Below are 14,269 nucleotides of genomic sequence, written 5' to 3' on the forward strand. Positions count from 1 at the left end.
AACATTAAGTCACATAATTTAGGCTGAGTAAGTGTTTTTTTGCCTATTTTCGACGCTGAAAATGAATAGACAATTAGCTCTTCTATTCACTTTCAGCTGAAATTTTTAAGCCTGATCCGTGTTCTCACCCAACATCTGCTTAACCAATTCGACGCAGCGCAGGAAGCGTTCATCATAGTCGGAGGATTCAACACGAACAAATTCCATATTATTCTTTCGCAGCATTTGCTCTAACAGTTCCTGAAATTCTCGGCGTTCCGCAGAGCTTCCCAAACTACGCAATCCATCCGCAACCCACGGCGTATTGTTCTCCAGCAGAATAATGAGATCGAAACGGTATTCATCAATCAACGCCTGAACAAACGGATGCTCGCGCCCTTCATATTTTTTGCAAAATGCCTGCGTAGTCACAAAATCAGTATCAATAAACGCCACTTTGTTGGCATATTTTACTGCAAAATCAATATACTGAGCGTGTCCTAGTGCAATTTTATCGTAGTCAGAATACTGCAGAGCCATCTCATCACCACCGAGGTGTGAAAAGACATAGTCGCGACCATATTCCCACGCACTGGTGGTATTGAAAATGTTCGCCAACTTATTCACCAGTGTCGATTTTCCACTGGATTCCCCTCCAAGAATTGCCACAGTACGCACGAAGAAAGGCTTCACTTCGGTGGGGATGTATTCCCAATATCTAAACGGATCGTGACGGATCTGCCCACCACTGATATTCATAAACGAACGCTCGGGATCAATCAGCATCGTCTCCATACCAAAGAATTCGTGATAAACCGGCGCATCTTGGCTGTCACCGGAATAGATCACGCTCGGCGTAATCCCGTTTTCAGTCATAAACGCTTTCATCCCATCGCTCCACACCTTCCATCCGTGTGGATAGGGTTCTATGCCCTGCTCGTCAAAGGAATGAATGCGAATATTCTTTTGATATTTGAATGTCTGTAACAACCAACGCAGGCGATCGCTCACGGTCGGCTGTTGTGACATCGCGCTGTTTTCGAACAGGTCGCGGTCACGAGGCTCATCGTGGCATAAAATCACATGCAGTTCGTCGACCTGACTGCAAGCACGTTGGATTAAATAAATGTGTCCCGTATGCAAGGGGTAGAATTTACCAAAAACCACGCCAACGCTCTTGGCTTTTCGTGGAAATTCAATATCTAGGAAGCGGTGAATAGCCTCAAGCTTTTGCGCACTCGGGCTTTTGATCTTTTCATTCAGCAGCTGGCTAAGGTAGCCCTTGGTCATTCCGCTGGCATCAGCCACCTGCTGTAATGTGCAGCCTTTTTGCTTAATGGCGGTCTTTAGATAATCAAACTGCGACATTCACGCCTCCTCACGTTTAGTTAACTAAACAAAAGTAGCATGAATGCCGCGATTATACGCGAGATAATTCGCGCGCTAGGACGGGTAAAGCCTTATAAATCTTGCAGCACATCTAATGCGTCAGAGAGCTTTTTCACCCCAAAGACCTGCATATTTGGCAACGGCTTTTTCGGCATATTCGCATGAGGAACAATAGCGCGCTTAAATCCATGCTTTGCAGCCTCGGAAATTCGTTCCTGACCACTGGTGACTGGGCGTACTTCTCCCGCCAATCCAACCTCACCAAACACCACCAAATCTTGCGGTAATGGGCGATCGCGCAGGCTAGAAACCAGTGACATCAATAGCGCCAAATCGGCTCCAGTTTCCGTCACCTTAACGCCTCCAACGACGTTGACAAACACGTCCTGATCCGCCATCTGCAAGCCGCCGTGGCGATGCAAAACCGCAAGTAAAATGGCTAAACGATTTTGTTCCAATCCAACCGCTACGCGGCGCGGATTTGACATCATCGACGTATCCACCAGCGCTTGAATTTCGACCAATAGCGGGCGCGTTCCTTCCCAAACCACCATCACTGAACTCCCCGAAGTAATCTCTTCACCACGGCTCAAGAAAATCGCAGAAGGATTGCTAACTTCGCGCAGCCCTTGCTCAGTCATGGCAAACACGCCTAATTCATTCACCGCGCCAAAACGGTTCTTGTGACTACGCAGGGTACGGAAACGAGAATCCGCATCGCCATCCAGCAACACGGAACAGTCGATACAGTGTTCTAAAACTTTCGGGCCTGCCAGTGAACCATCTTTAGTCACGTGCCCAACCATCACGATAGCAACACCGCGAGTCTTAGCAAAACGAGTCAAATAAGCCGCCGTTTCACGAACTTGCGCCACACTGCCCGGCGATGACTGGATATCGGCCATATGCATAACCTGAATCGAATCAATCACCATCAGCTTTGGTTGCTCTTGTTCGGCGATCAGGCAAATTTGCTCGATGCTGGTTTCTGATAACATATTCAGCCCATCGGTAGGCAGCCCTAAACGGTGGGCTCGCATCGCGACCTGCTGGAGAGACTCCTCCCCCGTTACGTACAGGGTTTTCATCTGCTGTGAGAGCTTGCACAATGTTTGCAGCAACAGAGTACTTTTCCCCGCGCCGGGATTCCCACCGATAAGAATCGCACTGCCTGGCACCACGCCGCCCCCCAAGACTCGGTCAAACTCGGCGAATCCGGTTGAAAAGCGTGGCAATGCTTCAAGACTGATTTCAGACAGTTTCTGTACTTTGCTAACGCCTGCGTCACCCGCATAACCAGACAACCGCTCCGCACGCGCCACAGCAGGAGAAGCCGCCAAGCGGACTTCAGTAATGCTATTCCACGCCTGACAGGCACTGCATTGCCCTTGCCAACGCGGATAATCCGCACCACATTCGTTGCAGACAAAGGCTCGTTTGATTGCTTTCGCCACGAAGACTCCTAGAACGGTGTTAGTCACAAATGAAGATGGGGGAATTCTAGCAGGAGATAAGGGGTATTTACTGTTTTTTTATACAGACTCTTAATGATTGCGGCAGAAAATGTCGAATAGATATCATCACCGAGCTCCCCCTCAATTACGAGGGGGAAACTGAAATGAGGTGAAACGACTATCGTTCTTCGTGCTTCAAACTAGCACTCAGAACACACAGTATCCCCATCAAATCCGCATGGCGAATAGCCACCGAAGCCTGTGCATACACCTTTGGCTTCGCATGGAAAGCCACACCTAAACCTGCCGCCTGAATCATTTTCAGATCGTTGGCACCATCCCCGATAGCGACCGTTTGCGACAACGGTATTTCCAGCTTTTCCGCCAGCTTTAACAGGGTATCCGCTTTGTATTGAGCATCAACAATCGGCCCAATAACTTTGCCGGTAAGTTTACCATCCTTAACTTCAAGATGATTTGATACCGCGTCCACCAGCTCAAAGCGATCGCGTAAGTGGTCAGCAAAATAGGTAAAGCCGCCAGACGCGATGGCGACATGCCAATCCAAAGATTGAAGCTTACGTATTAGGCTACTCAGCCCCGGCATTAACGGTAACGTTGCCCGCACCGTTTCGAGCACCGATACATCGGTGTCCTTTAGTTTACCGACTCGCTCACGCAGGCTGGCTTTAAAATCCAGTTCACCGCGCATTGCACGCTCGGTGACCGCTGAAACTTCCTCACCGACGCCTGCTAATTTCGCAATTTCATCGATGCATTCAATTTGAATGGCGGTGGAGTCCATATCCATGACCAGCAAACCGGGCGTGCGCAAATGAGGAATTTTGCCCAAAGTGGCGATATCCAGCCCTTGTTCATCGGCTAGCTTTTTCGCACGAGCGGGGAGATTACCCGCAAGCCGGATCACCTGATAATCCTCGATGCACCACGCGGTTACCACCACCATGGCTGCGCCAAGACGACGTTGAAAAGCGCATAGCGCGGTCTTGTCCAGATTGCGTCCATAAAGCAGCCATCCGGTGTGACCAGCGCGATAATCTAACGGCATCACTTCATCACCGCTAAGAGAAAGGGGTAAGCCCGGCCAACGATAAATTTCCGCCGGCAAATCGCAATAAGTCAGACTGTTTGGCATAACAACAACTCCTTTGAAGACTTCAATCGCCACCACAAAACCGAGCATCAAGCTATCCTATCGGTAAGGCTTCTGGCAACATAAAGTGATAAACCTCTTATAGGGCTAGCTATGGTTAAGGCTAAAATTAAATTCAGGCTCCATCGCACCGCTATTGTGCTGATTTGTTTGGCCTTATTAGTGCTTTTAATGCAAGGCGCCTCCTATTTCAGCTTGAGCCACCAAATGGCACGTTCTGAGCAGGTGGAGGAACTGGCACAAACGTTGGCCGAACAGGTCTCCGATCGTCTCATTCCATTGATGAATACCGGCAACGACGATCCTGACAGTGAAAAAATCACGCAGATCCTAAATCGACTGACTGAGCATAGTCGTATTTTAGATGCTAGCGTATACGACGTTGATGGCACGATGGTCGCCCGTTCAGGGGAAAAAGTGGCTGTGCGTGACAGGCTGGCTCTCGATGGAAAACGCGCAGGCAGCTATTTTAACCACCAGATAGTACAAATGATCAGTACCAAAGATGGCCCGATTGGTTTTTTGCGTATGACGCTAGATACTCATGTGCTGGCAACTGAATCTCAGCAAGTGGATAACACCACCAATCTGTTACGGCTGATGATGCTGTTGTCTCTAGCAATAGGCATTATTCTGGCACGCTCGTTGTTGCAAACACGGCGTTCACGTTGGCAACAATCACCTTATTTACTGACGGCCAATACACCGGTAGAAGAAGATCCTGAAGAGCAAAGCGACGCCGATTCTACCACTGAAAGCCCGCAGTCATCGGCAAAAGACCAGAAGAAGCACTTATAGCCTAAATAATCCGTGTTACAGGACAACCCTGTTGAACAGCGCAAAGCGCGAAACGGATACATAATGAAAAAAGCCCCGCCAAGCATAAGCTTCGCGGGGCTTTTTAACGAATGAGGGAGTTGACCGGTAAGCCGGGTTCTGTCGTGGACAGTCATTCGTCTAGGCCAGCAATCGCTCACTGGCTCAAGCAGCCTACCCGGGTTCAGTACGGGCCGTACCATGTGAACCCCTATTTGGCCTTGCTCCGGGTGGAGTTTACCCTGCCACGGACTGTTGCCAGCCGCGCGGTGCGCTCTTACCGCACCCTTTCACCCTTACCTGATCTCGCTTGCGCGAGCCATCGGCGGTTTGCTCTCTGTTGCACTTGTCGTAGGCTTGCGCCTCCCAGGCGTTACCTGGCACCCTGCCCTATGGAGCCCGGACTTTCCTCCCCTCCATCTGTCTCCCCGAAGGGGACGGCAATGAAGCGGCGACTGTCTAGTCAACTCCGCGGCGGATAATAGGGTATTACGCCCTATTTGTCACCCTCTGCGTTCTCAAGCGCGTATTTATACAGCGCATTCTTCTTCACCCCGTGGATCTCCGCAGCCAAAGCCGCCGCTTTTTTCAGCGGCAGCTCTTTTTGCAACAAAGCCAAAGTGCGTAATGCCTCAGCAGGCAGGGCATCCTCATCGGCCTTGTGGCCTTCAACGATCAGCACCATTTCACCACGGCGGCGCATATCATCTTCTAACACCCAGTCGAGTAATTCGCCCACTGGCGCACCGTGGATATTTTCCCATGTTTTGGTCAACTCACGCGCTAATACCACATAGCGATCGCGCCCCATCACTTCCACCATATCTTTCAGGCTATCAATCAGGCGGTGGGTAGACTCATAAAAAATCAACGTCCGCGGCTCTTCCAACAGCGCCAGCAGCGTATCTTTACGCGATTTGGTTTTCGCTGGCAGGAAACCTTCGTAGCAGAAGCGGTCAGAGGCAATCCCTGACGCGCACAGGGCGGTAATGGCCGCACAGGCACCGGGCAAAGGCACTACGCGAATACCCGCTTCACGGCATCGACGAACCAAATGATAGCCAGGATCATTGATAAGAGGCGTACCGGCATCTGAGACTAACGCAATACTTTGACCTTCTTGCAGTTTTGCAATCAACTGATCTGCTTTTTGTTGTTCATTATGGTCATGCAAAGCGAAAAGACGGGCATTAATAGCAAAATGCTGTAACAGTAGGCCTGTATGTCGAGTATCTTCTGCTGCTATCAAATCGACCGCTTTCAAAGTATCCAAAGCGCGCTGAGTAATATCACCGCGATTCCCGATTGGAGTCGGAACGACATACAGCGTTGCAGCAGAAATTACAGCTTGATCGTCTTGATTCATTGTTTCATCCGGTTTACCGATTTAATATTGAGCATCTTTGAAAAAACTGCACTGGATACAGTATGCTTTCCTCACTCATTGTCCGTACCAAGTCCGGACGCATTATCCCCGTCGTACTCGCCGCTATGTTAATGGCGGGTTGCCCGGGACGAGCTCCACAGACACCAGCGGCAGATATTCAGGCTGAAGCAACGTCTTCATCCGAATACTACCTGCAACAAATGCAGCAGAGCAGCGATGATAACAAGGCTGACTGGCAATTACTCGCCATTCGTGCCCTGATCCGCGAAGGAAAGCTTCCACAAGCTGCGGAATTGCTGGGCAAGCTACCGCAAGAGCTAACTGATGTCCAACGTCAGGAACAGCAGTTAGTGAGCGCTGAACTCTACATTGCTCAAAAAAATATGCCTAATGCATCGGCGATTTTGTCCAAGCTAAACATCGATTCGCTCTCTGATAGCCAAAAAGCACGCTATTATCAGGCAGTCATCGACGCGAGCCAAGGCAAAGCCTCGCTGCCTGTTATTCGCGCCTATATTGCCCAAGAGCCTTTGCTCAACGACAAACAGCAAGTACAAAACATCAATGGTACTTGGGCTGCATTAACTCAACTGACACAGGCCGATCTCAATAGTCTGGTGATCAACGCGGATGAAAACATCCTTCAAGGCTGGCTGGATCTGCTGCGTTTATATCAAGACAACAAGCAAGACCCAAGCCTGCTCAAAGCGGCAATTAAAGATTGGCAAACACGCTATCCAAACAATCCAGCGTCAAAAGTTTTACCGACCGCGCTGGATAATGTGCTGAACTTCAAACAGGCATCAACCTCAAACGTCGCTTTATTACTGCCAATGAATGGTCAGGCTCAGGTTTTTGCCAACGCCATACAGGCGGGCTTCAATGCGGCAAAAAATGGGGCAATAACTCAAAGCGCACCAACCCAACCACAGCCTGCCGCAGCGCCTAGCGATGCCAACGCAACTCAGCCAACCACAACCGATCCAAACGCTAACGGCGCAGTCAGCACCAGCGGTGCACAGCCTGCTGCCGAAACAGCACCAACAGCACAAGCAGATGCTGATGGCATGCCGATTGCGCCTATCGTGCCGCCTTCAGCCAGCAATGCGCAGATTAAAGTCTATGATACCAGCAGCCAGCCACTGCCGGCGCTTCTGGCACAGGCCAAGCAAGACGGCGCAACGCTGGTCGTCGGCCCATTGCTTAAAGAGAACGTTGATCAGCTATCGACGACCAGTACACCGCTGAACGTATTAGCACTTAACCAGCCAGAACAAGTACAGAACAACCCAAATATCTGTTACTTCGCGCTGTCACCAGAAAATGAAGCTCGTGACGCGGCGAAACACATCTGGGAACAAGGAAAACGCTCTCCGCTGATTTTGGCGCCACGCGGTTCATTGGGCGATCGTGTCGCGAAAGCCTTTGCGCAAGAGTGGCAACAACTCGGCGGTTCTACCGTTCTCCAGCAGGGCTTTGGCTCAACGGGAGAACTTCGTCAAGCCATCAACGGCGGCTCTGGTATTCGTATGACTGGCCAGCCAGTCTCGGTCGCAGCGGCATCACAGCCTCAGTCTGTCACGATTGCGGGTTTAACTATTCCGGCACCTCCAGCGGATGCAGGCGCGGTTTCTACCTCCAGCGGCAACGTGGATGCGGTTTATATCATCGCAACGCCAGCTGAACTGACGTTGATTAAACCTATGATCGATTTAGCCAACGGCTCGCGTAACGGACTAGGCTTGTACGCCAGCTCGCGTAGCTATCAAGCTGGCTCTGGTCCTGACTTCCGTTTAGAAATGGATGGGCTGCAATTCAGCGACATTCCATTACTGGCAGGAGGCAATCCAGCGCTACTGCAGCAAGCCGCGTCTCAGTTTAAAAACGACTACTCTCTGGTACGCCTGTATGCCATGGGGGCTGATGCTTGGGTTCTCGCGAACCACTTCTCGCAGATGCGCCAAATTGGTGGTTTCCAATTAAATGGTTCAACCGGTGTTCTGAGTGCTGACAGTAACTGTGTCATCAACAGGAAGTTGCCATGGCTTCAGTACCGCTCAGGAACCATCGTTCCGATGCAATAGTGGGTAAGCCTAAAAGTAACCGGCGACAAATCGGCGCGCAGTATGAATTGCTCGCGCGCCAATATCTTGAACGTGCCGGACTTCGTTTTTACGCCGCTAACGTGACGCTACGTGGTGGCGAGTTAGACTTGATTATGTGCGATGGCGATATTTGGGTGTTTGTTGAAGTTCGCTATCGTAAATCCTCTCTCTATGGCGACGCGGCTGCGTCGGTCAGCTATACCAAACAGCGCCGATTATTGCGTAGTGCCGCTATCTGGTTGGCTGAGCGTGACGGCAGCTTCGAAACCACAGATTGTCGCTTTGATGTTTTGGCAATCACGGGTAGCCAGTTACAATGGCTGCCAAACGCATTTACGGCGACTGAATAATTTCGCCTTAGCTACCTGAACCAATGGACATTTACCGTGCTGGAAAGAATTAAAGGCTGTTTTACCGAAAGTATTCAAACTCAGATTGCTGCGGCCGAGGCCTTGCCTGACGCTATTTCTCGCGCAGCCATGACGCTGGTGCAGTCACTGCTGAACGGCAATAAAATTCTTTGCTGCGGTAACGGTACTTCCGCCGCCAATGCCCAACATTTTGCCGCTAGCATGATTAACCGCTACGAGACCGAACGCCCAAGTTTACCCGCCATTGCACTAAATGCGGATAATGTGGTCTTAACAGCGATAGGCAATGATCGACTACATGATGAAGTGTATGCCAAGCAGGTGCGAGCCCTCGGTCACGCAGGTGATGTCTTGTTAGCTATCTCGACGCGCGGCAATAGCCGTGACATCGTGAAAGCCGTTGAAGCCGCAGTCACCCGCGACATGACCATTGTTGCGCTAACAGGCTATGACGGAGGCGAACTGGCGGGGCTGCTTGGACAGCAAGATGTGGAAATCCGCATACCTTCGCATCGCAGTGCACGCATTCAAGAAATGCACATGCTTACGGTCAATTGCCTCTGTGACTTAATTGATAATACGTTGTTCCCCCATCAGGATGATTGAAGGAGTCTCGATGACTAAGCGTTCCCCGTTAACCCGCTGTTTTCCAATTGCACTCGTCGTGATGAGCGCGCTATTGCTTCAGGGATGTATCGCCGCTGCCGTTGTCGGTAGTGCTGCCGTGGCCACCAAGACCGCCACCGATCCCCGCAGTGTAGGGACACAGGTCGATGATGGTACGCTCGAAGCCCGTGTGTCGAATGCACTCGGCAAAGATGAGCAATTGAAAAAAGAAGCCCGTATCGTTGCCACCGCTTACCAAGGCACCGTATTGCTAACCGGCCAAGCACCGTCGGCCGATCTGGGCGCTCGAGCCAAACAGATAGCCATGGGCGTAGATGGAACTAACGCTGTCTACAACGAAATTCGTACCGGCAAACCGGTGAGCTTAGGCACCGCCTCCAGCGATACTTGGATTACCACTAAGGTACGTTCACAGCTGTTAACCAGCGATGCGGTTAAATCTTCTAACGTGAAAGTGACCACCGAAAATGGCGAGGTGTTCTTGCTTGGCTTAGTCACTCAGGAAGAAGGTCAAGCGGCGGCCAAAACAGCCAGTCAGGTCAGCGGCGTGAAACATGTCACTACCGCATTTACTATTCTCAAATAACTTGACGATGGTACTCGGTTAGAGACAAAAATCCCCGCTGAAGCGGGGATTTTTATTGACGTTGATCGGTGACACACCCATACGCCGCTTAATTTAATTTATTTTGCTTGAGATAACTTTCCCCACCGAGCTGCCTCATCTGGCGCAAAATCCATTGCTGGCGACGCAACACATAGCCAGAAGGGGCTTTGACGCTAAAGCGATGCGGATTAGGTAACACTGCAGCAAGCAATGCGGCTTCAGAAGCCGTCAAACGGCTGGCTGGTTTATGAAAGTAACGACGTGCCGCTTCTTCCACGCCAAACACGCCAGGACCAAACTCTACGATATTGAGATAAACCGTTAGAATGCGGCGTTTAGTCCATACCACTTCGGTTCCCAACGTCAGCCCTGCTTCCAAGCCCTTACGAATCCAGCTACGTCCATCCCATAAAAACAGATTTTTAGACGTTTGCTGTGAAATAGTCGACGCCCCACGAACCGGCTTATCCCCCTTTTCACTACCGTCGATGACCGATTCAATCGCCCCAAGATCAAATCCCCAGTGCTGAGGAAACTTTTGATCTTCTGCGGCGATCACGGCAAGCGCCATATAGGGAGAGATTTCATCCATTGGCACCCAATCCTGATGGGCAACATAGCCAAAATCACCGGTAATCCATGCACCGAATTGACGCTCCACCATCACAGCAGAAAACGGAACGGGCAGGAAGGCAAAGATAACAATGCCAGCCAACCAAACACCGATAACGCCTAAAATGACGCTTTGGCTCCAAATACGCACTCGTCCTAACAAACCGTGCTTCTGCCCGCGCCCCTTGCTCATTCAGCCAGTTCCAGCACTCTTGCAACCAGCTTCTCAATACCTTGAGCTGCTTCTCCGATCGAGTTTGCCAGCATATAGGCAGGCGTTGTCACCACTTTCTGATCCAAATCGACCACAATATCATCCACCGGGCAAACTACGTGCTCACCGCCCATGGCATCAATCGCTTCGGCTGTATCAGGATCGTTGCCAATGGTTAAACGAGTATGTACACCGAGTAACTTCGGCAACAAAGCGGGCGCGATACAAATAAAACCTAACGGTTTTCCGGCCTGGTGCATCTGCTGAACCAGACGTTGTAGCTCGGCATCAACAGAGCACTCTGCACCTTGCGTAGCAAAAGAGCTTAGGTTTTTGGCGGCACCGAAACCGCCGGGGACGATTAGCGCATCAAGCTCACCAGCATCGGCCTGAGACAGTGGTTTAATGTTCCCGCGTGCAATGCGTGCAGACTCAACCAACACATTGCGACTCTCACTACTCTCTTCACCAGTAAGGTGATTAATCACATGCATCTGTGGCTTATCAGGCGCAAAGAAATGAACCTGAGCACCCGCGCGGTCTAATGCCAACAACGTTAAGACTGACTCATGAATCTCCGCACCATCAAAAACACCGCAGCCACTTAAAACTACGCCGACTCGCTTCATATTCTTCTCCTAATCACGGTGGCACCACGCTCATAGAAATACATTACCGACACAAAGGTATGCACGCTAAGCATTAGTAATGTTTACCAATTACCGTTTATGATGCCTTGGATAAAATAAATACTGGAAATTTCGTAGTAACTATCTAGAGTTAAGTCAACCACTAAAACGTTTGTATTAGCAAACAATAGCCCACATCACACATTTTAATGAATCAACTAACAAGCAGGAAAACATGTTGGTATCTTGGTTCAGTTTCGCGTGAAACCCATAAATTATGTTTACGCAATTGATCCAACTTAATACCTTTAGAAAAACTTAGCGTAAACATTCAGTTTCCCTGGTGTTGGCGCAGTCGTTGCGCACCCCAGCCTAGGCTGGGGTCATTTTTTCTATTTCTTGGTTGCTTTATCAGCCCAATCCCGCAGTACTTTCACATCGTGTCGCCATTCATGCTTAAGTTCATCCACCCACTCTTGAACATTATCCCACCATGCAGGCAGCGATGAAGTTTGGATTTGCTGAGCAACCTGCTGCAAGTGGCGTAACCCGACAGAACCCGCAGCACCTTTAATTTTGTGCCCTTCCTCGGTGATGCCCTTTTGATCGCGAGCAGTCATATTCGACTCCAGCACGGCTAAATACCCAGGCATCATTTTCTCAAACATATCAAGGCCTTGATAAATAAGTTGTGGGCCGACTAAATCAATGTACTGTTGCAGCATGTCAGTATCTAAAAGGTCTTCGGTATTCTGGGTCACTTTTTTACTCTCCACCTTTTTCTCTTTAGCCTTCGGCGCCTCATCCCAGAATTTCTTGATCATGGCCGTGAGAGCAGGAACCGAAAGCGGTTTACTCAGCACATCATCCATACCAGCATCAAGATATTCTTTTTTGTCTTTCAGCACGTTAGCCGTTAACGCCACCAGCGGTGGCAGGTCATCATCGCCATAGTTTTCACACAGGCTACGAGCAATATCCAGACCTGTCATATCAGGTAGCTGAATATCAAGCAGCACCAGGTCGTACTCACCCGGCGTAAACATGTCTAACGCCTGCTGTCCCGTCATGGCAACATCAACGCTATTACCCAATTTTTCTAATACCGAACGTGCCACAATCACGTTCAGTTCAATATCTTCCACCAACAGTACATGCAGCGCTGGCAATGGCAATTCTTCATCTTCAGGCTGTGGCGATAGCGCTTCTTCAACGACCGGAGCATCAATAGAAAGGGTAAAGCATGAGCCTTCCCCTGGAGTGCTGCGTACGACGATATCACCGCCCATGTTCTGAGCCAGACGCTTGGAAACGGCAAGTCCAATCCCTGTGCCTGTCGCGGGTTTTCCACCGTTTTGATCTTTAACCTGATAGTACATGGCAAAAATTTTATCTTGCTCATCCTGCGGAATACCGATACCGCTGTCTTTCACTTCAAAAAACAGTTTGCCGCCGGTTTCACGCCACACCTTCACGTTGACGCCCCCCTTCTGGGTGAACTTGACCGCGTTACCGATCAGGTTCCACAGGATCTGGCGCAATCGAGTCCCGTCGGCAAGAATTTTGTGCGGTAGATTTGGCTGGTGTTCAAGGGTGAAATCGAGCTTTTTCGGCTGCACTAACAGGCCGGAAAGGTTCTCCAAATCCGTTAAGAAACCGGTGAAATCTATCGGTTGGTTATCAAGTTGAACCTTACGACGTTCAAGCTTATCCATCTCAATAATGTCATTGAAAATATTACCCAGCGTAATCGCACTCACATGGATGGTTTTGAGATAGTTAAGCTGCTCTTGATTTAGCTCGGTATCCAGAAGAATACGGCTTAGGCCAACAATGCCGTTTAACGGCGTACGTAGCTCATGGCTGATGGTAGAGATAAAGGTTGTCTTATCACGGCTGGCGTTCTCCAGCGCATCTTGATAACGCTTACGTTCGGTAATATCACGCCCAAAGCCCATCAGACCATGGCGTTTACCCACACGGTCATAAAACGGTACTTTACGTAGCTCAAAGCAGGCTTTACGCCCATCGGGATAAACCAACCACTGCTCGTAGGTCAACGAAACGTTATGGCGGAATACTTTCTCATCGGTTTCGATCACTTTCTTAGCGATATCTTCGTCGTAGACATCTTCTGGTTTCAAGCCAATTAACTGCTTCTCGCTCTTACCCGTTAACAGTTCCATTGCTCGGTTACAGCCGGAAAACTCTTCGTTCTCATTACGGTAATAAACCAAATCTGGAGAGGCATCGAGGAAAGAACGTAATAAAGCCGACTGCTGTTCCAGCTCAATCTGCGCCTGCTCACGCTGGTCAATCTCGTGCTGTAAGGTATCAAGCACCTGCAAGCGAGCGTCTTCAGCCTTCTCTCGCTCGGCAATTTCCTGATTGAGTTGGGAAATATTGTTTTTCAGCTGTTGATTAAGTTCGAGATCGCGATAGCGCATCTCTTCCAGCTTATTAACCAGCTTGGAAAGACGCTGCCGCGACTCTTCTAATTGCTCAACGACGACAGAAAGGAAATAAACGGCCCATGGGGTGATCAATAAACCAAAGAATACCGAACGCACAACATCAATGCTTTCCACCTCTCCGCGCAGCAGCATAGTCACCGCCATCTGCACTACGATAGCCAGAATAACCAGCACCGAAGCCAGTAGGATGGAAAAGCGCACCAACCCAAGTTTTACCATTAAATCGACGTAATACTGGGCTAATACCCGGATTTGCTTCATGTGCGACTCCCTTGGTTTACAGTCTTTTAAATCATACCGTAAAACTATTGTTAAGGGAGATTTCTAAGATTGAAATGGGATATCAAAAAGTTAAGCTCTACTTTGCCGAAAAGGTTTAAGGTTTCGTACGCTAAAAGCAACAATTTGATATCTGCGCAGTGCAAAGGCCA

General features: G+C 49.7%; 11 protein-coding genes, 1 other RNA gene and 1 pseudogene. 5 read left to right on the plus strand and 8 right to left on the minus strand.

Going from position 1 to position 14,269, the window contains the following annotated elements; all coding sequences use genetic code 11:
- Positions 1 to 105 precede the first annotated feature (105 nt).
- The 3 genes from nadR to serB all read right to left on the minus strand — a co-directional run bounded on the left by nadR (position 106) and on the right by serB (position 3,978).
- On the minus strand, positions 106 to 1,347 hold the full coding sequence (gene nadR, locus K9N75_RS18530) for a multifunctional transcriptional regulator/nicotinamide-nucleotide adenylyltransferase/ribosylnicotinamide kinase NadR (protein WP_008815187.1): 1,242 nt from the start codon (positions 1,345 to 1,347) through the stop codon (positions 106 to 108).
- Positions 1,348 to 1,439: 92 nt separating this feature from the next.
- On the minus strand, positions 1,440 to 2,822 hold the full coding sequence (gene radA / locus K9N75_RS18535; protein ID WP_008815188.1) for a DNA repair protein RadA: 1,383 nt from the start codon (positions 2,820 to 2,822) through the stop codon (positions 1,440 to 1,442).
- A 178-nt stretch (positions 2,823 to 3,000) separates the two neighbouring features.
- Complete coding sequence (gene serB, locus K9N75_RS18540) at positions 3,001 to 3,978, minus strand: phosphoserine phosphatase (RefSeq protein WP_224451986.1); 978 nt, start codon at positions 3,976 to 3,978, stop codon at positions 3,001 to 3,003.
- Positions 3,979 to 4,089: 111 nt separating this feature from the next.
- On the opposite strand from serB, the gene K9N75_RS18545 reads away from it, so the two are divergent.
- Positions 4,090 to 4,794 (plus strand): YtjB family periplasmic protein, encoded by a 705-nt coding sequence (locus K9N75_RS18545; RefSeq protein WP_008815189.1) that lies wholly within the window; start codon positions 4,090 to 4,092, stop codon positions 4,792 to 4,794.
- Positions 4,795 to 4,905: 111 nt separating this feature from the next.
- On the opposite strand, the gene rnpB is transcribed toward K9N75_RS18545, so the two are convergent.
- An RNA gene (rnpB, locus tag K9N75_RS18550) (RNase P RNA component class A) lies at positions 4,906 to 5,283 on the minus strand.
- A 25-nt stretch (positions 5,284 to 5,308) separates the two neighbouring features.
- Entirely contained in the window at positions 5,309 to 6,178 is an 870-nt protein-coding gene (gene rsmI / locus K9N75_RS18555) for a 16S rRNA (cytidine(1402)-2'-O)-methyltransferase (RefSeq protein ID WP_008815190.1), read from the minus strand.
- Between the two features lie 62 nt (positions 6,179 to 6,240).
- On the opposite strand from rsmI, the gene K9N75_RS18560 reads away from it, so the two are divergent.
- The 4 genes from K9N75_RS18560 to dolP are packed head-to-tail and all read left to right on the plus strand — an operon-like array spanning position 6,241 to position 9,888.
- Complete coding sequence (locus tag K9N75_RS18560; protein ID WP_224451987.1) at positions 6,241 to 8,283, plus strand: penicillin-binding protein activator; 2,043 nt, start codon at positions 6,241 to 6,243, stop codon at positions 8,281 to 8,283.
- Positions 8,241 to 8,654, plus strand: coding sequence for a YraN family protein (locus K9N75_RS18565; RefSeq protein WP_048797480.1), 414 nt, complete (start codon positions 8,241 to 8,243; stop codon positions 8,652 to 8,654). The genes K9N75_RS18560 and K9N75_RS18565 overlap by 43 nt, the downstream gene beginning before the upstream one ends.
- Positions 8,655 to 8,690: 36 nt before the next feature.
- Entirely contained in the window at positions 8,691 to 9,281 is a 591-nt protein-coding gene (gene diaA, locus K9N75_RS18570) for a DnaA initiator-associating protein DiaA (protein WP_004091302.1), read from the plus strand.
- A 10-nt stretch (positions 9,282 to 9,291) separates the two neighbouring features.
- Positions 9,292 to 9,888, plus strand: a complete 597-nt coding sequence (dolP, locus tag K9N75_RS18575; protein WP_008815193.1) for a division/outer membrane stress-associated lipid-binding lipoprotein — start codon at positions 9,292 to 9,294, stop codon at positions 9,886 to 9,888.
- A gap of 88 nt (positions 9,889 to 9,976) precedes the next feature.
- On the opposite strand, the gene mtgA is transcribed toward dolP, so the two are convergent.
- From mtgA to arcB, 3 genes and pseudogenes are all read right to left on the minus strand, one after another.
- Positions 9,977 to 10,714 carry a monofunctional biosynthetic peptidoglycan transglycosylase gene (gene mtgA / locus K9N75_RS18580; RefSeq protein ID WP_008815194.1) on the minus strand — a complete coding sequence of 246 codons (738 nt, stop codon included), beginning with the start codon at positions 10,712 to 10,714 and terminating at the stop codon, positions 9,977 to 9,979.
- Positions 10,711 to 11,364: an isoprenoid biosynthesis glyoxalase ElbB gene (elbB, locus tag K9N75_RS18585; protein WP_039184880.1), complete on the minus strand. Its 654-nt coding sequence runs from the start codon at positions 11,362 to 11,364 to the stop codon at positions 10,711 to 10,713. Before elbB ends, mtgA begins: the two co-directional genes overlap by 4 nt.
- Positions 11,365 to 11,695: 331 nt before the next feature.
- Positions 11,696 to 14,099, minus strand: a pseudogene (gene arcB, locus K9N75_RS18590) (aerobic respiration two-component sensor histidine kinase ArcB).
- Positions 14,100 to 14,269 lie beyond the last annotated feature (170 nt).

The sequence above is a fragment of the Hafnia paralvei genome (assembly GCF_020150375.1).
In the GTDB taxonomy this organism is placed as follows: Bacteria; Pseudomonadota; Gammaproteobacteria; order Enterobacterales; family Enterobacteriaceae; genus Hafnia; species Hafnia paralvei.